Origin of the sequence: Prevotella sp. khp1, from assembly GCF_900102205.1 — a bacterium.
Taxonomy (GTDB): Bacteria; Bacteroidota; Bacteroidia; order Bacteroidales; family Bacteroidaceae; genus Prevotella; species Prevotella ruminicola.
In genome coordinates, this window is record NZ_FNJZ01000001.1 from 1,317,972 (window position 1) to 1,339,066 (window position 21,095).

General features: G+C 40.8%; 23 protein-coding genes and 1 pseudogene. 5 read left to right on the forward strand and 19 right to left on the reverse strand.

What is annotated here, in order from left to right:
* The 16 genes and pseudogenes from BLR73_RS05535 to BLR73_RS14330 all read right to left on the reverse strand — a co-directional run bounded on the left by BLR73_RS05535 (window position 1) and on the right by BLR73_RS14330 (window position 15,419).
* Window positions 1-960 carry an acyltransferase family protein gene (locus BLR73_RS05535; protein WP_176763622.1) on the reverse strand — a complete coding sequence of 320 codons (960 nt, stop codon included), beginning with the start codon at window positions 958-960 and terminating at the stop codon, window positions 1-3.
* Window positions 961-1,000: 40 nt separating this feature from the next.
* Window positions 1,001-2,155, reverse strand: a complete 1,155-nt coding sequence (locus BLR73_RS05540) for a polysaccharide pyruvyl transferase family protein (RefSeq protein ID WP_091859790.1) — start codon at window positions 2,153-2,155, stop codon at window positions 1,001-1,003.
* A gap of 78 nt (window positions 2,156-2,233) precedes the next feature.
* A complete protein-coding gene (locus tag BLR73_RS05545; RefSeq protein WP_091859793.1) occupies window positions 2,234-3,496 on the reverse strand; it encodes a Coenzyme F420 hydrogenase/dehydrogenase, beta subunit C-terminal domain in 1,263 nt (420 codons plus the stop codon).
* Window positions 3,493-4,485 (reverse strand): glycosyltransferase family 2 protein, encoded by a 993-nt coding sequence (locus BLR73_RS05550; RefSeq protein ID WP_091859795.1) that lies wholly within the window; start codon window positions 4,483-4,485, stop codon window positions 3,493-3,495. Before BLR73_RS05550 ends, BLR73_RS05545 begins: the two co-directional genes overlap by 4 nt.
* On the reverse strand, window positions 4,470-5,933 hold the full coding sequence (locus BLR73_RS05555) for an MATE family efflux transporter (RefSeq protein ID WP_233456403.1): 1,464 nt from the start codon (window positions 5,931-5,933) through the stop codon (window positions 4,470-4,472). The genes BLR73_RS05550 and BLR73_RS05555 overlap by 16 nt, the downstream gene beginning before the upstream one ends.
* A gap of 180 nt (window positions 5,934-6,113) precedes the next feature.
* Entirely contained in the window at window positions 6,114-8,045 is a 1,932-nt protein-coding gene (locus BLR73_RS05560) for a sugar phosphate nucleotidyltransferase (RefSeq protein ID WP_091859799.1), read from the reverse strand.
* A gap of 8 nt (window positions 8,046-8,053) precedes the next feature.
* A complete protein-coding gene (locus tag BLR73_RS05565) occupies window positions 8,054-8,986 on the reverse strand; it encodes a UDP-glucuronic acid decarboxylase family protein (protein ID WP_091859801.1) in 933 nt (310 codons plus the stop codon).
* Between the two features lie 182 nt (window positions 8,987-9,168).
* Window positions 9,169-10,515 (reverse strand): UDP-glucose dehydrogenase family protein, encoded by a 1,347-nt coding sequence (locus BLR73_RS05570; RefSeq protein ID WP_091859803.1) that lies wholly within the window; start codon window positions 10,513-10,515, stop codon window positions 9,169-9,171.
* A gap of 267 nt (window positions 10,516-10,782) precedes the next feature.
* Window positions 10,783-11,013 carry a hypothetical protein gene (locus BLR73_RS05575; protein WP_091859805.1) on the reverse strand — a complete coding sequence of 77 codons (231 nt, stop codon included), beginning with the start codon at window positions 11,011-11,013 and terminating at the stop codon, window positions 10,783-10,785.
* A gap of 94 nt (window positions 11,014-11,107) precedes the next feature.
* Window positions 11,108-11,320, reverse strand: a complete 213-nt coding sequence (locus tag BLR73_RS05580) for a hypothetical protein (protein ID WP_091859813.1) — start codon at window positions 11,318-11,320, stop codon at window positions 11,108-11,110.
* Window positions 11,321-11,329: 9 nt separating this feature from the next.
* Complete coding sequence (locus BLR73_RS05585) at window positions 11,330-12,148, reverse strand: hypothetical protein (protein ID WP_091859817.1); 819 nt, start codon at window positions 12,146-12,148, stop codon at window positions 11,330-11,332.
* Window positions 12,149-12,152: 4 nt separating this feature from the next.
* The gene (locus tag BLR73_RS05590) at window positions 12,153-12,968 is read right to left on the reverse strand and encodes a macro domain-containing protein (RefSeq protein ID WP_091859820.1); all 816 of its coding nucleotides are present in this window, start codon (window positions 12,966-12,968) and stop codon (window positions 12,153-12,155) included.
* 1 nt (window position 12,969) lies between these two features.
* Window positions 12,970-13,515 (reverse strand): TIR domain-containing protein, encoded by a 546-nt coding sequence (locus BLR73_RS05595; protein ID WP_176763623.1) that lies wholly within the window; start codon window positions 13,513-13,515, stop codon window positions 12,970-12,972.
* Between the two features lie 3 nt (window positions 13,516-13,518).
* Window positions 13,519-14,622 carry a toll/interleukin-1 receptor domain-containing protein gene (locus BLR73_RS05600; RefSeq protein ID WP_091859823.1) on the reverse strand — a complete coding sequence of 368 codons (1,104 nt, stop codon included), beginning with the start codon at window positions 14,620-14,622 and terminating at the stop codon, window positions 13,519-13,521.
* A gap of 258 nt (window positions 14,623-14,880) precedes the next feature.
* A pseudogene (locus BLR73_RS05605) lies at window positions 14,881-15,075 on the reverse strand (GDP-L-fucose synthase); the annotation flags it as partial.
* 197 nt (window positions 15,076-15,272) lie between these two features.
* A complete protein-coding gene (locus BLR73_RS14330; protein WP_176763624.1) occupies window positions 15,273-15,419 on the reverse strand; it encodes a hypothetical protein in 147 nt (48 codons plus the stop codon).
* 141 nt (window positions 15,420-15,560) lie between these two features.
* Here BLR73_RS14330 and BLR73_RS05610 point away from each other — a divergent pair, with 141 nt between their 5' ends.
* From BLR73_RS05610 to BLR73_RS05630, 5 genes are all read left to right on the forward strand, one after another.
* Window positions 15,561-16,709 carry an AAA family ATPase gene (locus BLR73_RS05610; protein ID WP_091859826.1) on the forward strand — a complete coding sequence of 383 codons (1,149 nt, stop codon included), beginning with the start codon at window positions 15,561-15,563 and terminating at the stop codon, window positions 16,707-16,709.
* Between the two features lie 228 nt (window positions 16,710-16,937).
* Window positions 16,938-17,534 (forward strand): DUF6371 domain-containing protein, encoded by a 597-nt coding sequence (locus tag BLR73_RS05615; protein ID WP_091859830.1) that lies wholly within the window; start codon window positions 16,938-16,940, stop codon window positions 17,532-17,534.
* A 62-nt stretch (window positions 17,535-17,596) separates the two neighbouring features.
* Entirely contained in the window at window positions 17,597-17,926 is a 330-nt protein-coding gene (locus BLR73_RS05620; RefSeq protein ID WP_013063763.1) for a hypothetical protein, read from the forward strand.
* Window positions 17,927-18,135: 209 nt separating this feature from the next.
* On the forward strand, window positions 18,136-18,657 hold the full coding sequence (locus BLR73_RS05625) for an HU family DNA-binding protein (protein WP_091859833.1): 522 nt from the start codon (window positions 18,136-18,138) through the stop codon (window positions 18,655-18,657).
* Between the two features lie 185 nt (window positions 18,658-18,842).
* Complete coding sequence (locus BLR73_RS05630) at window positions 18,843-19,289, forward strand: N-acetylmuramoyl-L-alanine amidase (RefSeq protein ID WP_091859837.1); 447 nt, start codon at window positions 18,843-18,845, stop codon at window positions 19,287-19,289.
* A 331-nt stretch (window positions 19,290-19,620) separates the two neighbouring features.
* Here BLR73_RS05630 and BLR73_RS14335 read toward each other — a convergent pair whose 3' ends face one another.
* From BLR73_RS14335 to BLR73_RS05640, 3 genes are read right to left on the reverse strand one after another with little or no spacing between them, the layout of a single operon-like run.
* Entirely contained in the window at window positions 19,621-19,788 is a 168-nt protein-coding gene (locus tag BLR73_RS14335; protein ID WP_176763625.1) for a hypothetical protein, read from the reverse strand.
* 12 nt (window positions 19,789-19,800) lie between these two features.
* Window positions 19,801-20,589 carry a polysaccharide biosynthesis/export family protein gene (locus BLR73_RS05635; RefSeq protein ID WP_091859840.1) on the reverse strand — a complete coding sequence of 263 codons (789 nt, stop codon included), beginning with the start codon at window positions 20,587-20,589 and terminating at the stop codon, window positions 19,801-19,803.
* Between the two features lie 41 nt (window positions 20,590-20,630).
* A complete protein-coding gene (locus BLR73_RS05640; RefSeq protein ID WP_091859842.1) occupies window positions 20,631-21,065 on the reverse strand; it encodes a BT0820 family HAD-type phosphatase in 435 nt (144 codons plus the stop codon).
* Window positions 21,066-21,095 lie beyond the last annotated feature (30 nt).

Genomic DNA, 21,095 nt, shown 5'->3' on the forward strand with positions numbered 1-21,095 from the left:
TTAATGAACTGGGATAAAAAAGTGCTTTCCTTTCACATATAACATTGAAAGTAGCAAAGATATTAGAGTAACAGCAAATGGTCTTATTAATGGAGGTATTTGAAAATTGTTAGCCAAATTAAATATTTCAATTATCATCCAATGGACGATATATATATGCAAAGAGTATTTACGGCCTACTTGACTTATAACATTTGTACTAGAAATGTGCAGTTTTGCAAATAATAACAAAAGACATATAGATAAGAGAACTGTTGGAAAATGGTAAGCGATATCTAAACCTGACAACTCTTGTATACCATACTTTCTTAACACGACACTAATGAATATGGAAAATGCCCCCCCCATTGCTATAACTAATCTGTTATCAAAATTATTTATTGAAAATCTTCGAATTAATACTCCTATGACAAAAAACACAAAACATAATATTATATTCCAACCAAATATAATATGATATTGACTTTTTATAAACACCCATAACAAAAATGCAATTAATAGCAAAACAAATGTTGGTGTCTTCCGAATAGAGACTTCTTTGTTCAAATGACTTGAGATTGTAGTCACCACCCAAAGAATCACGTTAAGATACAGAAATGCATGAATATACCATAATGGAGGGCAAAACAAGTTTGCACACGTCCACAAAGTTGAAATGGAATACGGTGTATTTATTTCAAATATATAGTATTTCACCACATCCCATAAAATGTACAACAATATGGAACCTATAAGGATAGGAGTTAATTTCTTGATATTTTTAGCGTATCGAGCTTTTTCTTCTTCTAAAGTTGACGGTGTGAAATAATATCCGCTAATCATCAGGAAAACAGGTACCGCACAATCTATAATATCTTGAGCATACAGACCAAAGATACATGTATGATTAGTAACGACTATAAATGCTAAGATTAATCTCAGGGCATCTATAGAACCATTACGGCCTTCGGTCTTGTTCACATTAATAACAGTCATGGTAGGCGCTGTAAAGATTCTAAGATTAATTATATTTCAAAGAAGAAGACAAGAAATTTAAAGAAATATGTTTTTGCCCATTCAACCGATGTTCAACATAATTCCAATCAATCGATTCATTTGCTATTGAAGTGTATATCCTGTCTCCTGTTAAGATTCTGCTTTCTAATCCTAAATCTTGGAGTAATTCCGTAACTCTATTATTGCTACCAGAATGAACACCTCTCAATGGTGCATATACGAATGGCCTTTGTAGTATTATCGATAGAACCACTCCATGGAAAGATGGTGTCACGACGAGGGAAGCATTCAAAATATTAGTCAACCATTGCTCTATTGTTGAATATGAATAGATGGCATCGTCCCCGAACAGTTTATCCCCAACGACATAGCCATCACCAGGTGTGACGACAAGTCCAAGATTTGCATGGTGTCTGTACTCATTTAAATCATGGAAACAAATATCTTCACTATTACTAATATTCAGACTATATATAAAGATATAAGGGTTATAAGTCAATGCTTTGGTTTTATTAGCGAGTTTTATGTATGCACCCTTATCTAGTAGTAACGTAGGATCTAAAACCTTTGTAGCATCAATACCCACACTTTTGCAAATATCAACACCTGCTTGCTCTCTGCATGATATCGTATCCAGATTCTTAAGGGAGTTCCTTAGTTCTGAAAGATAATCTATAGGGTAGTTAGCAAAGCCAAAGCTGGGTGCATATGATATTCGTTTTGTTGATATATCCCCAAACTCTAAAAAATAGGCTTTATTGTCTTCGCATGAAAGAATTTGTGACCAAACTTGATCACTACCAACAATATAACAATCAGCCACAGGGGGATTACTTTTGATTGCTTTTAATGTTTTGTAGGTACAGGGTGAAAGATCAAGATTTTTCTGTCTAAAACTTTCAAACATACGAAGTTTGTCGTGTAGGTATTTTTTCTTCTGCTGTTTATATTCGTAAGGATTGATAAAACGCAATAGCACTCCATACAGCCCCAAGGTTTCAAGGAATCGTCTTGGCAGCCCTTTTTTCTTATCTATTGAAAAGCGAATAACGAAAGGCTCATGCCCCATACTCTTGAGCACTTGTTGCAAAGCCCAACATTGTAGCATCATGCCATAATTAGCATTCCCATGCCAAAAGGTTAATACTCCTATTTTCATCTTTTACTTTCTATCTTTGTTACAGATTTCAAAATACCTCAGGGAATAACTCCATAAACACAACTCTAAACCTTGTATTTAAGTTCTTTTTGGGACAAACGAGTGATAAATCTTACTCACGAAAAACATGATAAGTCCGTATAACTTTCTTGTGAACGATGGTCTCATAGCTTTCACAACATTTCGGATGTTATCAGTAACTGTATCGCTTGAATACGAAGACCAAAACATCTTCCTATATTTTGTTTCCTGAACACTGCGTTCCAAGCAAGGATTACATTTCAAAGCGTCCTTATAATTAATATCGTAAAGTAAAGCATTGATAGATGCCAGGACGTCTTCCCCTTTTGAACTGTTTACAAGCACCAATGAAATACCTTTATCGTCATTTAGATCAGGGCAAACATCCCATACTCCCCAAAAATCCCCTAACGTAATATCGCTTTCACACCTACCTGATTTCACCCTACAATGATGACACGAAGGTCGTAAATAGAGATTATTCAGGAAACCTTGCATGTATACATTGTCATGCAATGATTCCCATATCTCACTCTTGGCTTCTACGGACGATAAACCGAATTTTTCGGACTTCCTTTGGTCGTCCGAATAACGAACCACAAAACCGTATTTTCGCCAGCCCAACTTTTTATCTCTAAACGAGATACCCTCTATCGAGGGATTTTCATTTAGAGATAACAAAACCGTATTTTCGCCAGCATCAGCTCCCTTTGGTTGCCAGATTGTTTTAATGTAATCTTGCCATACCATCGGAGAAGGAGTACCATGACAAATCACATCGACTGTTAACAGGTTATCATATTCCTTGCGCAGAAATTTTTTAAGTCCAGCAACCTGACATGCGGTTCCTGAAAATAAAACCTGCCTGCCTGTCTGGAGGTTTTGCTTTACATGGATGTATGTATCACAAATTGAACTCTGCACATATTTACTACCCTGCAGTTTTGACATATCTGCAATACTTTCGATTGCAATATGATGTACATTCCAATTGTCATCAAATGCCGCCCCATACACAACACCACCTGCTTCAATTATTTTCCTCATCAACATAGAGAATATACCTCCAGATGAACTTTGCAAGCGCTCTGTCTCATTAGGGTTAATAGCCGCATAGACAGATTGAGGTTGGTGTGATTCTAATTCTGCATTGAACGGACAGACTTTCTCGCAAAGACCACAATCGACACAAAGGCCTATTTCAACAGAAGGATACAAGAATCCCTCCTCATCTGCCTTCATCGTGATACAATGCTTCGGACAAGAATTTGAACAAGCTGCGCAACCACAGCAGTTATGTTTGTCAATAATATTTATCACTTTACTATTTTCTTAATCGTTCTCAAAATTTTGGAAATTATAGGGTTATGTAAAAGAAAAACATTAATTTTTTCTTTTATTCCTCTTTTGTACCCCATATTTTTTAACATTCCCAAGTATTCTTTCTCCTTTTGGGGCTGATGATAATAAATAGATAAGAAGTACTTTTCCCTTAAATATTTTTTTCGGATAGTCTTTACATACTGTTCCCGTACATCTTGTTTCATTACATAAATACTTTCCAGAGTGTTTATTATGATATTTTCAAAATTCTCATAATACTGAATAAGCTGATCATATGTTTTGTATGTTCCACGAGAATAAGAATCAGAGCGTACTAAAACACATGAAAGAGGTTCTTGTAATGTATGGCACTTAAAGGAGAATAAAAGAGGTAAAAGCATCTGCCAATTCTGTGGAGTATGGTATGTAGAGTATATTCTCATATCAGGATTTGCTTGCTTAAAACATGTAACTCTTGCCATATAACTAATCGGTGGCCATACGAAATCAGAACTTGAATAGAGACAGTTCTCAAATTGTTCTTCTGCATAAGACTTGTTTTTCTGTTCCTCGATGGGGTGTAAACTGACTTCATCTATTTTTATAGGATAACACCTAACCAAACCATAACTATCATCGATATAATTAAAACATTTAACAAAAGATGCTATAGAATTACTATTCTTATAATAGTCATCACTATCTGGCCATGCTAAAAATTCACCTTTAATTTTACCTAAAACGCTATTAACGGCTACAGATTGGCCTGCATTATCTTGATAGAAATAATATAATTTATAGTTTTTGTTTTCAAAGCGAGGAACGTATGACAAAACTATATCCTTTGTGTTATCAGTAGAACCATCATCCACAACAAACATTTCAATATTAGGATAATCCTGGCTGAGAACAGAATCTAACAATCTATGTATAACCTTCCCCGTATTATAACACGGAGTTATAAGACTAACTAAACCTTTTTCCATATAAACCTATTTTTTATTCTATATATGACACGTTTACTCAAACTCTTAGGTAATAAAAAGTAATAACCTAACACCAACAATAATAGTGAAGAAGATAATATTGTAACTAAAAAACGAATAATCTGATTACTATTCGCATGATGTATCACCATACAAATAATATATGTGATAACAAACACCGATATGCATGGTATCAAATCCTTCATTAAAAAAGTTACAACTGAAAATTGGCGTACATATAGATGAAGGGTTATTGCATTTGATAACATACCACAAAACACTGCAACAACGTTAATAAAATAAGGTATCCAAGGAACCCCACCTAATCTGAATACGAAATACGAAATAGGGATTACCAATAAATATAATGTACCATTAATCAGACTTGCGCGTTTTATTTTACCTGTTGCATGTATTCCTGTTATTATTACATGCGACATATTGGCAAAGAAATTAAACAACAACGTAAGAGAACAGAATTCATAGGTAAAATCAGGCACCTCTCCTAGCCAAAGATGTAAAACAAATGGAAGTTCAATCATCAATGGGATAGTAATAAACATAAGCAACAAGAAGTTCAAACGTACAGCATTTCTTATTAAATGAATCATCTCATTATAACTCTCTTGGGCATAATATTTGATAATCTGTGGTTTGACAGCGGTCAAAACATTTGTTGCAAATCCCATCACAGAACTTTGGACACTCATTGAAATTGATGCAGCAGCATTAACAACAGGGCCAAAGAACATATTGAGTAACATATTTACACCTTGTGTTCGGGCTGTAACACTCAAATTTCCATAAAGATCCCATCCTGAGAATGAAAACATTCTCTTTAACAATGGGTAGTCCCAAATAAACAAAAGCTTGCTTTCTGAAAAATGGTGTAAACAATAAATCCTATAATACATTGCAACACCCAATGATACTATAAAAACCAATATAGAATATAGAATTAGTTTGTCAAACAAGAAAATCTGCAGTAAATATACTATCAATAATCTAAAACAAACATTAATCATTTCGACATATGCATAAATATCCATCCGTTCATGTGATATAATACTCGCATTATATGGAACTTGGGTAACACCTATTATCATTGACAGAATAGATAATTGGAACACCCAATTGGCTGCTAAAAGTCGGTCTGGCGGAATAATCAGTTTTGAATTTAAGAACCATAATCCAAAAGTTTCACAAATCAAAAAAATTACACCAGCAATTATAAGATGTTCATAAAATGCCATGCAAAAGGTTTTATGTAACCTAATATTATCTCCTTTTCCTAATTCGTAAGTTAAAAAACGTGACGTTGCTCCTGACATTGAAGCATTAAGGAAGCTGAACATAGAAACAACGCCTCCAACAACCCCATAAATACCATAATCCTCCACGCCTAAAGTTTGTAAAACGATTCTCGAAGTATATAAGGATACAGCCATAGACAACCCCATCCTAATATACAAGAAGATTGTATTCTTCGCTATACGTCTATTGTTATTATAATTCTCAGACATTATTTTATCACTAAAAAAAAGAGAATGTGTTCAATTACTCCAAACACATTCAGTACCAATTTCATTAAGGAACACCCTAACTATTTTTAAGGGTCCTCAATTTTACTACTTACTATAAGTTTTTATACAGTTTTTAAAAGCATTAAAGTTGCCCATATCATACATTCGACCTTGTAGTTGTATTCCTATCATGCCATATTGCTCTCGTACCTTATCCAAAGCAGTTGTTAGTTCTATTTCACTATTCAGGTCTGATGCATTCTCAATATCAGTGCGGAGTTGCTCAAAAACTTCAGGTGTTAAGATGTACTGACCAAAAACTGACATATATTTTCGTTCACCATCCTTACATTTAACCCCCAGAAACTCTTCTGCATAGCTGGCCTTGGGTTTCTCTGTCATCTTCGAGATGTTCAACACCGTCTCATTTTTATCTTCCCATGTTCCAGAAAGTATTCCATAGTGTGAAACATCTGCCAATGAAACAGGATGAATTGATACCATCAACTTGTTATACTGCTCGTATTTTTCTATCATCTGAAGGGCACATGGTTTGTTGCTATCTGTACGATAAAGGGTATCTCCCAACATCAGCAATACAGGTTCATTATTAGCAAAGTCAGCTGCCTGGTAAACTGCATGACCAAAACCACGTTTTTCTTTCTGATAAACATAGCGTAGTTTTTTTCCTATGGCAAGTATCTTGTTCTCATATTCCTGCATTTCGGGGTTGAGTTTGCAGAAATGCTCTTGTGGCAAGGGATTCTCAAAGAAATCACGATACATCAATCTTTCTTCTTCAGAACCAAGAACCAAACAAATCTCCTCAATACCACTCTTCACTAATTCTTCAAGAAGAATCAGTATAACAGGCTTAACTATACCATCAACATCTGGTATTGGAAAGAAATCTTTCTTCATAGCTCTGGTGGCAGGATAAAGGCGGGTTCCGAAACCTGCAACAGGAATAATGGCCTTGCGTACAGTGTGAACTGGCTTTAAAGTCAAGGGGTATGCCTTCATACCTTGATTGTTTAAGTAACCAATCAGTATTTGCTGGCATTCTTTATCCTTGGCCAAGAATTGGATGGAACCATCACCTTGAGAACCAACACCCTTACCACCATAAACCAAAGGCTGAATAATAGGATCATTAAGAACCTCATGTAATTTGGGTGAAGCCAACTCATCAGGACACATGGGGGCAACAGCAGTATCAAACAAGGTCTGGGCACCTGTCATCAACTTACCTAAAGCCTCAGCATCACCTTTTGCCATATATTCGATGGCAAGGCTTATAATCTTCTGATTATCTTCACCTAAGGCTTTCTGCTCTCGTTCCTCCATCTCATTTGAAGCAAAAGGATAACCCTTATTCAAATCACGGAGAATCTTAATGGTATCTTTTTCTGCACAAAGATCGGCAAATACCCAATATAGATGTTTCTTAACATTCAGAGTTTTCACCTCGACCTCATCACCATCAAAAGTCATCAGGTTAGGTTTAACACCAAACGCGCAAGCCTGATCTAATCTACCGCAACGCGATGCCGTTCTAAGCTCTCCCACATAGGCAATATTCATCTCGCCCATGGTATTGAGATTGAGCTTATATATCTGGTTGAAGGCACGCGCAACCAATACGCAAATGGCAGCAGAACTACTCAGTCCCGACTTCATGGGGAGAGTCATACGTTTAAGCGTAATCTTCACACCACCCACATGGTACCACTCCAGCATATAACTGGCGACGCCTGCACAATAGCTAAAGAAAGAACCAGACTTTGCAACATTCTTTAATTCTTGCTCGTTCATGCGACAAGAAAAGTCCTGCCACACTTCTTCTATCTCAGGAGCCTCGCTATGCATCTCAAAGATAGGGGATTTCTCCACCTCTGCATAAATACCCTGCTCAATACCAGTAACAATCGATGCACCAGGAACGATGTCAGCGTTCATGGTTCGATATTTGCCAGCCCAATCGGTATGTTCACCAAAAAGGCATAAACGACCTGGTACGAATAATTCTAATGCCATGTTGAAATTTATAGTCTTGATTTAAAATAATCTATTGTTTTAGCCAGGCCTTCATCAAGTTTCACCTTGGGTTCCCAATCCAATTCGGCCTTTGCCAACGTAATGTCAGGTCTGCGCATCTTGGGGTCATCTGAAGGTAATGGGCGGAATACGATCTTGCTCCTAGAACCAGTCATAGCGATGACTTTCTCTGCCAATTCCAACATGGTGAATTCGCCAGGATTTCCGATATTGACAGGCCCAAGGAATTCATCACCGCTTGCCATCATGCGTACCATGCCTTCAATGAGGTCGGAAACATATTGGAACGAACGTGTCTGGGTTCCATCACCATAGATAGTAATATCCTCACCACGTAATGCCTGCATAATGAAATTAGAAACGACACGCCCATCATGTTCTGCCATACGTGGACCATAGGTATTGAAGATACGAATTACTTTAATACGTACTCCGTGTAAGCGATGATAATCGAAGAACATCGTTTCAGCACAGCGTTTACCTTCATCGTAGCAACTGCGAATGCCAATGGTGTTTACATTGCCCCAATAGGATTCTGGCTGAGGGTGAACAGCTGGGTCACCATACACCTCGCTGGTAGATGTTTGAAGTATCTTGCATTTTGTTCTGCGAGCCAATCCTAACATATGATAGGCACCAAAGACAGATGTCTTGGTTGTTTGAATAGGGTCATTCTGATAATATATGGGAGACGCAGGACATGCAAGATTATAAATCTCATCAACTTCAGCCCAATACGGCTGGCACACATCATGACGCACAATCTCAAAATTATGTTCACCAAGCAAGTGCCATACATTCTCTTTACTACCTGTGTAGAAGTTGTCGAGACAAATAACATCATTGCCTTCTTTTACTAATCTCTCACATAGATGGGAACCTATAAAGCCAGCTCCACCAGTTACTAAAATTCGTTTCATTGTTTTGGTTTTACAATATATTTTGTATACGTTCAAAACGTATGTCTTTGGATACCGAATTAGGCTTTTACGTAAAAACTGATTTTACTTTAAACGTTTTATCGACTGCAATAAAGGCAAACATTCTATGACCACTTTATGCTGTTCATACAGCCCTTTCCACTTTCAAGAAGAAAACACATTCATTTATGCATACATTCTATATCAAATCTATTACTTTTTTCTCCTATTCTAGCATAAACAAATCCCAGTTCTTCGAGTTCCTGACGGTCGTAGATGTTACGACCATCAACAATGACGTTACCCGTCATCACCTTCTTGATGACATTCCATGATGGCATGCGGAACTGGCGCCATTCTGTCATCAGGGCAAATACATCGGCACCATCGGCGGCATCGTACATATTTGTACAATAAGAAACAACATCGCCAATACGACGTTTGCACTCTTCCATCGCAATGGGGTCGAATACTCTAACCGTTGCACCATCCTTCAGTAATTTATCAATAACCACCAAGGCAGGAGCCTCGCGCATATCGTCGGTTTCAGGCTTAAAGGCTAAACCAAGGATGGCAATTGTTTTACCCTTAACATCGCCTACTGCCTTGATAATCTTATCATAAACAATCGATTTCTGCTTTTCGTTTACACGTTCTACAGCCTCAATTACCTCCATATGGTAGCCGTTGTCCATACCGGTATGTACCAAAGCCTTAACATCCTTAGGGAAACAGCTGCCACCATAGCCACAACCGGCATAAAGGAACTTGGAACCAATACGAGAGTCGGTGCCGATACCCTTACGAACACTATCCACATTGGCACCAACACGCTCACAAAGGTTGGCAATATCGTTCATAAAGCTGATACGTGTAGCCAGCATGGCATTGGCTGCATACTTGGTCATCTCAGCTGATGGGATATCCATAAAGATAACACGGAAGTTATTAATGAGGAATGGCTTGTAAAGGCGAGTCATCACCTCCTTGGCCTTCTCGCTCTCAGTACCTACTACCACACGATCAGGACTCATAAAATCCTTAATAGCTGCACCCTCTTTCAAAAACTCAGGGTTGCTGGCCACATCAAAGGGGATGTTGACTCCTCGTTTGTCCAACTCTTCCTGAATGGCAGCCTTAACCTTCTTGGCTGTACCAACAGGAACGGTTGACTTGGTGACCAAAATAGTGTACTTATTGATATTCTGTCCAAACTGACGAGCTACAGCCAGCACATATTTCAGATCGGCTGAACCATCCTCATCAGGAGGTGTACCAACAGCTGAGAAAACAACTTCTACATCGTCGAGTACCTCAGTAAGGTCGGTAGTAAACTTGAGGCGTTCGAAACCTACGTTACGTTTAACGAGTTCTTCGAGTCCAGGCTCGTAGATGGGCATAATACCATCCTTAAGTTTCTGTATCTTCTGTGCATCGACATCCACACAAGTAACATGTGCGCCCATCTCAGCAAAGCAAGTTCCCGTTACCAGGCCAACATAGCCTGTTCCTACTATTGCAATATTCATGCTAAAACTTTATTTTATCATGCACTATCGGCTGCACTCGGCAATGACCAAGCAAGCTTGTCATTGCACTCGCTTGCACGATAGTTCATATTTGGTTAATATTTCTATTTTGTTGTTATTGGTGCCACATGCCTGCCAGAGGGACAGGCGCGTGACATAATTGTGATTATACTTGTTTAATGTCTTTTAATCCATTTGGAATTCTAATACCCCATCTAATAATCCCGGCCGGAATAACCTATCAACGCAAGCAATCTCGCCTCATTTTCATTTGAATTGATTCACTCTCCGATATTTTCCATCCAGAGCCATCAAAGCCTTAAATTTCTCCTTTCTCTCAATAGGAAGATCGACTTTCGACATGAGTTTGATGTTTCTGCGAAGCCAATGCCACAGCAATCGCTCCTCAGCATAGTATTTTGATGGACGGCGGTGGTTGGTTGAAATGAAAACCATCACCTGCTCGTACTGCATCTGCCAGCGCTCGGATTGGGTCATTAGGAATACTTGTGGCTGTTACGCTTTTGTTATATTTTCAATATGCAGATTCATATCTATAACGCCTTATACTACTGTTTTAGATAATCACACCTCAGCCATTCTTGACATGGGGACAGGTCTGTCCCTGTGTTTCTGAAAACTTGCCACAACCTTGCCCTGCTGCTTGCACTTCGTTGAAGAGTGCCTCAATACTAGGATACTGTATAGCAGCCTTCATCCAATGGAAGAGGCGCTTCTGCTCTGGGTCAGATGCTTGTTCCAAGCACTTCTCTATAGCTTTCAGTATCAGTTCATCAGTGGTCATTAGTATCTGTTATTTTAGATTATCATATAAATAATCAAGCCATCTGTATCCCAGAGAGTAGTTGGCTGGCATATACTCATCTCTGAAATATAATTGCAAATGTGACTTACGTAACTCGGGCATATTCGAGAGGTCAAGTTTATATTGTATCCTCAGAGGAGGTTTCGTCGCACTAAATGATTCTGTGCAACGTGTTGTTCTATTTGGTTTCTGTTTCCAAACTTTATTGAACATTGATATTTCCTCATAAATCCAAGGCGAAAGAGTCATGTCTTGTATTCCTGTTATATTATAGTCCACCTCCGGCTTAATGAAAATACAGCACTCACATTGGTCTATCATTTCAAGCAATGCCATTGAGAGCATTGCATGTACATGTGAGGTTGAATAATTACGCTTCTCATAACTGTAAGAACCATCTTTGGAATCATGCGTACTCCAAATCTTATCTATAGGCCGAAGTATATCTTTATCACAACTACCCCAAACGAAACCATCAACAAAGCACTTAACTTCATATTTCATTAACAGATATGCAGCAAGGTCTTTTACACATTCTCCGTTGTCGTTGCAATGAGAATGTGATATAAATACATCATACTTGCTTGATGTTGTTGGCATACAAGCCTGCTGTAAAGCATCACCATCTATAATTCCCTGTGCATCACCTTGGAGTATCTTAGCTATTCGGGCTGTGATACTATTAGACTTTTTGTCTAATTCTGCGAGCGCATCTTCGTATGCCTGTTTCCTCATTCTGTTCTCATTAAAATAAGGAAAAGTAACATCGTTGATGGTTTCTTCGGTGATGCAATAACCTTTATACATTTGCTTAATACTTTATTTCATTCAAATTGACGGTTTTTGCAACTGGTGGATAAATAATAATATGTATACCACCCTGCATTGCGAGGCCTTTTATACCGATGATTGTATCAAGCGTATATTTCAAAATGAACTGGGCTGTCTGGTTTAATCTCGACATTCCCATTCCCATTAATGGCATATACACCGGGGTTACACCTACTTTATCTTTTAAATTACGACAGAGCAGACTTATGCTACGACCGAACTCTGATAATTCAACGAAAGCATGATCTTCTATGTCAAAATGTGTTAGAGCAAGAAGAACAAAGTGAGTATTTTCTTTAGTTATAATAGCACAGGTACCCAAAGGATACTTTGTAGTATATCCTGCACTATTAGGTCTATCTACGTCTTGGCCAGTTATAGCATTAGTAGCAAAGTATTGTTCTATTTCAGTGTGAAGCTGTTCGTGATTGTCCCGATAGTATCTTTTTATAAACTGGCCATGGATTGTTCCTGTATTGATAATCTTGTCATCAACGATTGTATCAAAGTATTCGTTAACAGGGATAACTACATAGTTCTCATCTTTAGCATAATCAAACAAGTCGCCTGATGAGACGTTCACTGTCAGATTGTTGGAAATAGTGAACTTTAAACTATTCTTCCTCCATGTTTGCCATACGGCAAAAAGGATACTCAACCCTATCACACCAACTATATAGAGGACAATGAGCCAACATGATGGGTTCTTTAGTTCAAAAACGAAACTCACCAATGTTACTACAGATGAGATTGTACCCACCGCAGCAAAGAAATATTTCCAAAACTCCCTACTCATATTACTCTTCAATAGCTTTACGAACTTTATTATAGTCGTACATATATCTGCCCCATGTGGTATTATATGACTTCATCTCTTTGTGCACACCAACACCTCGTAATATTTCTGGACATTTTGACTTGTCAACAGAAACTGCATTATATAATACGACTATCTTTATATCTGCTCTATATCGATAAGCCAAACGACATTCGAAATCTATAAAACTCTCTGTGGAATAGGTCTTACCTAACACTGTGCAAGTATAGGTTCCCGTCATAAAGCTGAAACTCTTATTACCACAGTCTTGGTAAGCACAAGAACCCTTTCGTGTGGATTTTGTGTTATTGCCCACAACGAGCACAAAGGTTTTTGTTCGCCCCATTCTCTCGGATAAACAATCTTTGATGGTGCAAGGCATTGAGGAATCATAGCACTGTTTAAATCCGTGCGCATCAACGAAGTGAAAATTCCACTTATTACCTTCGTTCCATTTATAAATCTGCTCAATGGCATCGCTGTCTCCATCCCATTCACCAGCTATATAAGTTCTTGTTCTTGCCATATTTTAAAACAACTTATATGAACGTACTACTACTTTATATTTTCTATTTTTTATCGAGCCTAACTCTTCAAGTTCTCCTGCTTTTACCATCGTTTGAATCTTTTCTGTCAAATAATGATAATTTTGTATTTTTGTTTCTTTCTGAAGCTCTTTGATAGTGAACTCTCCGAGTTTATTTATTGCTTCATTTACAACTGTATCAGGATTACCTGAAGAAATATGAGGTATTGATTGGGGGGCTATCCCCTCACCCTTTAATTCCGTCGTTGGCTTCGCCTCAATTGTTTTAAATTTACTTTTACATTCTAAAGCGCCAAGATAGTCATCTACAGCAGAAACTGCCGAAGTGAAATGCTTGGCCATATCAACATTCAACAATGTGGCTATTTGATTAACCAATGAAAGCAGTTGATTCTTGTTGGTAAGCCTGACGGCTTTCTTTAAATTGATTACCCAACCCAGTTCATCGAAATCAGCGTCGGGCAGCATCACTTGAATTATTTTCCTGTCAAGCGCCCAAGCGGCCCCCATTTCATTGAGACATACCTCACTCTTTTTGTAACCCTCAGATATCATTATCAAGACAACATCTGCATGTGCAATAGTACGCTTGATATAATTAGGAATGTCATCTCCTGGCACTATTCCATATCTTTCATCTGACGTAAAGACAATCTCGTCATTTGGGAGTCCAAGACCCAAAACAAGTACATTCTGTATGAAAGACAATATGATTTTATCGTCATTAGAACTATGACTGATAAATACGCGAGGGTATTTTTCCTCAATATGTCTCTCTGCTTTCATTTCTTGCCCTTGTATTGGGAACTTTCCTCTTTCAACATCATCCATAAGCATTGCATAATGGCCAGAAAGCATATCATATATACTTTTTAGCATATAGCCATTACCTGTGGCTCTTTGTTTTTTGATTATCTGGAAATTATCATTATTAGCAGGGACAACCTTATTAAAGAGCACGAGCATGGCTTTATGCCATGTATGGAATGCCTTAATAGCCTTGTCTGAGTTGCATTGCGTATTGCAATGCCCTAGATAGGCTTTCTCTAACTCTTTTACATTCTTTATCTCTGCTTGTAAATCCATATCTCTAATAATCAATGCGCCAGCCGATAAATAATCTTATCTTTCTGCAAGAGTGATAAATACCTATTTCTCAGAATCGAAATGTGGCTACAAGCCTCTTTGAGATTATTATGACTGGAGCCAAGTTCCTGTCGTTTGAGGAATCCGCTCTCTTCGTCAGATGTGAGCGACACCGCTTTGGGTAGCGAAAGGCTCTGGAGACCGTAGGGCTTCTGTGTCTGTAGCGTCCTCTCTGCCCTAATGTTAACTTGTTAAATGTTAATTCTCCAAGCTTTGCTTGTACCATTCAAACAATTTCTTCACGCCATCCTCTATCTCTACCTTATGCGTCCAACCCAGAGAATGCAGCTTGCTCACGTCAATGAGCTTGCGCATAGTGCCATCGGGCTTGCTGGCATCAAAGGCAACTTCGCCCTCAAAGCCAACGGCCTTAACAACAAGCTGGGAGAGCTCACACATTTGTATATATTATTACTGAATATCCTCTACGGAGGTTTCTCGATACCGAGATATGCGCGAATAGCGTTTAGGAGTTCATTCTCCCATCGTTTAAGCTCCTGGGGCTGGGATTGGTAATGCTGGCAGATGTCGCGATGGATGGCGATCAACTGGGCCAGGTTAAGAACATCACTTGCCGCAAGATTGTGGTCTTAGGCTCGCTTAAAGATACCATTACGAAACTGGTACCTACTCTCCATTGAGCGGCGGCTGTGGGCAAAGACGTTATCGGCCTTTACCAACACCAACTCTGATAAAAGCTTTTCAGCTGTCAGAGTTTCTAAGACTTTTTTCTTCATCTTAATAGAGTTTTTAAAATGTAAATAAATTATAATTGTGTCCCCGTGGGGACAGAAATTTGCACAGCAACTAACTTTGTTGTACCTTTACAGCGTTATAATTAACAACCAATTAACGTTATATTTAAACTTAAAAAAGTAATGACAAATCAAGACCCCATTGAAAAGGAGATTGCACTTTCGAGTGCAGCTCCTTCGGTAGCACCCGCGGTGCTGAAGCTCGACAAGTGTAGAATCATGGCCGACACTGAAGTTCAGTCGGAAGACTTCCTGATGCGCATGTATGGTGAACCATGTTTTCCTCGACTCGACATTTCGGCCATTACTGGTACCGAGAAGTGTGGTAAAACTTTCTTTACATCGATGTTGATGGCTTGCTGTGCTGCCAAGAACGTTTTAGAACTGGAACGCATCCGCGATGAACCACTGAAAGTGATGTGGTTTGACACGGAGCAGAGTCGCCAATCAACCAAAAGTATTCTTACCGATCGTGTGTATCAATTAGGCGATGCCGATGAAGCCAACTTCTTTGTGTTCAACGTGAGAGCTTGCAGCTGTCAGGAACGTATCGACTATCTGGTGGCAGGTATCGAAACCTATAAGCCTGATATGGTGATTATCGACAATGTAAGCGACCTGCTGTCGAGCATTAATGATGCCGAGGCATCTGCCGCGCTTATCGACCTGCTGATGCAGCTATCTACCGAGAACAATTGTAACATCACGATTGTGATCCACTTGAACCGTACTGGCGAAAAACGTGGATTGCGTGGCTGGTTGGGAACCGAGATACTGCATAAAGCCTTCGACGTGTATTACTGCGAGCAGATTGAGAAAACGGATGTATTCTCGGTTAAACAGACATTTACCCGCAAGTACCGTATCAACGAACAGATGTACTACAAGATTGATGATAACGGACTGCCTGTGATTACCACTAAGCCTAACTATCAGCCTCGCAACCAGAATGGGCAGTATATGACCAACAAGCCCGAAGCCTATCAGATTAGGAGCGACAAGGCCACGACCTTTAACCAGAAGTATATCATCCGCCATGATGGCAAAGCCCAGCGCCCTTGGGAATGGAACCTACGCCCACTGTTCAGCGATGCCTTTGGAAGTATTCCATCCTTACCATTAGAGAACCTGCAGAACCAGGTGATGAAACTGAGCGAGATTAAACAACCAAAGTACTACGAGAAGGTGTTCGACCTGGCGGTGGGCCAGCGGGTGATTAGTACTACCATGGACAAACACGGCCGCGTGGTGGCTGTTCTTATCCCCTCTTAACCCCCTCTCTATATAGTCCCCACCCTCTCTCTAAAGAGAGGTGGGGCTATAGTAAGAGGGGTGTAGAGGGATATATCACGCCATAAACGATTTTCGAATTAAATGAAACTTAAAGATCTATTTAAAGACTCTCTGAAAAATCTCGGTCTGTATATGCCAGCGCCGCCATTATGGGCTCGGCCTTTATCGGCCAGGAGCTGCTTTTGCCGAGCAGTGGTTGCCAACGGGATGCTTACCAAGCGGCAGATGGTGCATGCTGCACTGCGCTACCGGTTAGGCCGATCGAAAGATGATGCCGTTATCTACTGGCAGATTGACCAGATGGGCCGGGTGCATGATGGGAAGCTGATGTGGTATGGTGCCGACTGTCATCGACTGAAGGGCCGCCATGCGACGTGGGCGATGTATCTGATGAAGAAGCACTTCGGACTGCCGCAGGATAGTTTCCAGAGTGATCACGTGTTCTTTGGGTTGCATCTGGTACGTGAACCTTGCACGGTTTGTATCGTAGAGGCCGAGAAATCGGCGGTTATCTTATCGGAGCTGTATCCGCAGTATGTGTGGCTGGCGGCAGGCGGACTTTTTGAGTTGCAACCGCAGAAGTTCTGGGCACTGCAGCGCTGCCAGATTATCTTGCTGCCTGATACCGACGAGGAGCTGAAAGCTTACACAGAGTGGTATGATGTGGCACAGCAGGTGATGCATTCGTTTTTATGGCCCAAACAGAACCGCATCTACGTATCCGACTTCTTAGAGCGCCATGCCTCGGCCGACCAGAAACGGCGGAAGATAGACCTTGTGGATTATATCCAGGAATCAACTTAGTTTCGCTCCGTAATCAATTTACTTTTTATCTAAAATCAAATTAGTTTTCAACCACAATCAATATGGTAAATTACTACAATAAGCATCTATTTATCAGTAAGACCAAACTGGCCGAACTGGCTGGTGTATCAGACCGTACCTTTTCTCGTTATCTCAGTAGTCGCCAGCATATCCTCGAAGCAATGGGAGTAAGCCGTAAAGCTCAACTGCTACCACCACAGGCCGTGAAGTATGTTTGTGAAGATTACTGCATCGATCTACCACCGGAGCTGCAGGATCAGCGTGTACTGCAGAGTCATCAGCTTTATCAGAAGGTGGTGCGTGAGTTGCAACTGACTACCTTTTTTGACGGTAAGTGGACGAAAATCACTGAAATACCACCTGATTTCTAATTATTTTCGAGCTAACTGTTCATAACTGGTCAATTGCCCTTGGCGATGTCGTACCTTTGCCATCGCAAACAAGTTGCGCTGGCGAGTGAAGGCTGCGGTTCAACATAGCTCGAGCAAGCTCAGCTCTGCACTCACCTTGCACTTCACTTGCACTGCTATTCCGGATGGCAATATTTAATCTTTAATGTTTAATGTTTAATTTAAAACTTATGGTACGTTACATTTTGCAGCAAATCAAAATCACCGGTAACAAGTGTTTTGGAAAGTGGTTCGCCAAGAACGTGGTTGAAGAGACTATCGACCTGGATGCTCTGGCTGAGCACATGAGTCATCACAATTCGCCGTATTCTAAGGGCGTTATCAAGGGACTGCTCACCGACATGATTGGTTGTATCAAAGAGCTCCTGCTGGAGGGTAAGAACGTGAAGATCGACGACCTGGCCATTTTCTCGCTTGGTATCAAGAACAAGGAGATGGCGGAGAAGGAAGAGGACTTCACTGTATCTAAGAACATCAGCGGTGTGAAGCTGAAGGCCCGTGCCACTGGCGACCTGATGAGTAAGAGTCTTAACCTGGAGGCTACCTTGAAGAAGGCTACCTTTATCAATGGTAAGCTTGCTACCGAGCCAAGTAATGGCGGCGGAGGCTCAACCAGCGGTAATGGTTCAGATACGCCAAGCGGCGGTGGTAACACCGGTGGAGGCGGTAACCATGAGCCTATCGGAGACTAATCTCTTTTAAGCACGGGCTACACGGATTAATATCTTTTAGTCCTGTAGTCCGTTGCTAAAACCAAACTATTAACCCTTAAATTTATATTCTATATGGTGAAAGTAAATTGGACCAAAGTTGCTAAGGTCCTTAAATTTGTCGCAACAGTTATTACCTCAGTTCTCGGATCCATAGCCGTACAGTCATGCGCTCAGTAAACTTAATCGTTATTCACTGCAGCGCTACCCGCTGCAACAGGCGTTTCACTGTCGACATGCTCAAGGCTTGTCATAATGCCCGGTTCGGCAACAAGGGTATTGGTTACCACTATTACATTGAGCGTGATGGGCATCTGTATCAGACGCGTGATGAGAGCCTTGTGGGCATGCATGCCAGGCATTACAATGCCCATTCGATTGGAATCTGCTATGAAGGGGGCCTTAATGAGCGGGGCCAGGCAGCTGATACCAGGACGCCGGAACAACGTGCAGCGTTGATTGCCTTGCTACGAAGCCTTAAAGAGGATTATCCTCAGGCCGAGATTCTCGGGCATCGAGAACTCGAAGGAGTTCACAAAGAGTGCCCGTCTTTTGATTGTCAGGAGTACCGAGATTACTTCTCGGGCTCCAATGTCAGAGGGACAGCCTCTTGACATCTTCAGGGATCTGTTTCTGACACAGGGACAGGTCCCTGACACCTTATTAATATATAGCGCTCCTTCGTTCATTTCTTCTGACATCAGAAGAAAAAGAACCAAAGAAGACTGCTACCCCCAAGGCCCCCTTCAAAGGGGGATGCAAAGTCAGGATTTGGGAAAACCGCAAATCCCTCCTACCTTTTTGGCAGGCCGGGACTTCGGCCTTTATTGCTTAACGGGGCCAGCCCCCTTGCCCCCCTATTCCATCCAAAATAATCTATACCATGCTAAAACACCTAGGGGTTTTGCCGCGCGGCTGGGGGCGAGAAGCCACCAAAGAGCACTTCTAACCGAGGGTGTAGACGAAGACTACTGCGAGGGCCATGAGGAGGGCTAGGATTATTAAGGTAATCTTTAGTACCTTCTCGAGGGTTTTCTTCAGCTGCATCTGGGACAAGCTGCGCTGTTTGAATACGCTCGCATCGTCCGGCTCGTGATGATGATGTTTATTCATGGGGGTGGAACTTTATCTAAAGATATTGATGAGGAGCGAGGTGAGAGAAACCAGCATGCTGCTACCAGTTATCCACAGGGAGGTGTTTTGACTATACTTAGAGTTCTGGGCCTTGACCTTGTTGGGCTCTACGTACACAATATCGTTCTGCTGCAGATAATAATAAGGTGAATTGATGATGTTGGCATCGTTGAGATTCAACGTTACAATCTGCTTTTTGCCTGTGGCATCCTCACGAATGAGCTTTACCTTATCGCGCACACCATAGATGGTGAGGTCGCCAGCCTGTGCCAACGCCTCGAAGATAGAAATCTTTTCGCGTGACACCAGGAAACTACCAGGGGTGTTTACCTCGCCTAATACGGATACCGAATAGCTCGACATACGAACGGTAACAATAGGATTCTCGGTCTCGGCCATATAAGGGCGAATCTTCTCGGAAATGAGCTGTTCGCACTCCGACTTGGTGAGGCCGCTGACATGCAGCTTACCGATAATGGGATAATTGATATAGCCATCGTTATCTACCAAACAAGGCATGAGCGAGCCACCACCAGCAGAACCTGCTGTTCCGCCTTGCTGCACCAGATTGAAGGGTGCCGAAGCCTCGGGGGTTGTGGTGTTTACCGATATGGTGAGCTGATCCTTGGGCATGATGCGCGCATCGTACAAGAATCGTGACTTGTCGAAATTAATACTGTCGCTGTTCTGGAGATAGGCTACGTTCTTCACTGAGCCACAGCTTGCGAGCAGCAGTGCCAATGTAAGAATTAAAAAATTAAATAATGTAAGTTTCTTCATTTTTGAAAAATGTAAAAATTAAAAAATGAGAAAATGTAAAATCAAAATTGCCACCAGTGCTTTTTCTTGGGGGGGAGAGAGTGGTGGATGGATGACTGGGCCGCCATATCATCGACCACATCGTGCCACGACTGGTGGTGCTTAATCATCTGATAGATAGTGCCCCAATCGGGCAGACCACCAAGGTTGCGATCGTCGATAAACATATCAACCTTGAGCTTGCGCGAAAAGTGGGGATTGCTCTCGGTGGTTTCCTCGGGGTAGTCGCGATTCACGGCATAGAACTCCAAGCCGCGCTGGCGACAATATTCGACAGCCTCCTTAAGCAAACGGCCCTCGCGCACCGACCACAGAATCAATCGGTGGCCATCCTGGCGGAGCATCTTCAGAGTATCGATGGCGAAAGGTATCTCCTCGCCTATCTCAGGGTACTTATGGGTTACAATCGTACCGTCAAAATCTACCGCAATTAACATTAAACATTAAACATTAAACATGAAAGATTA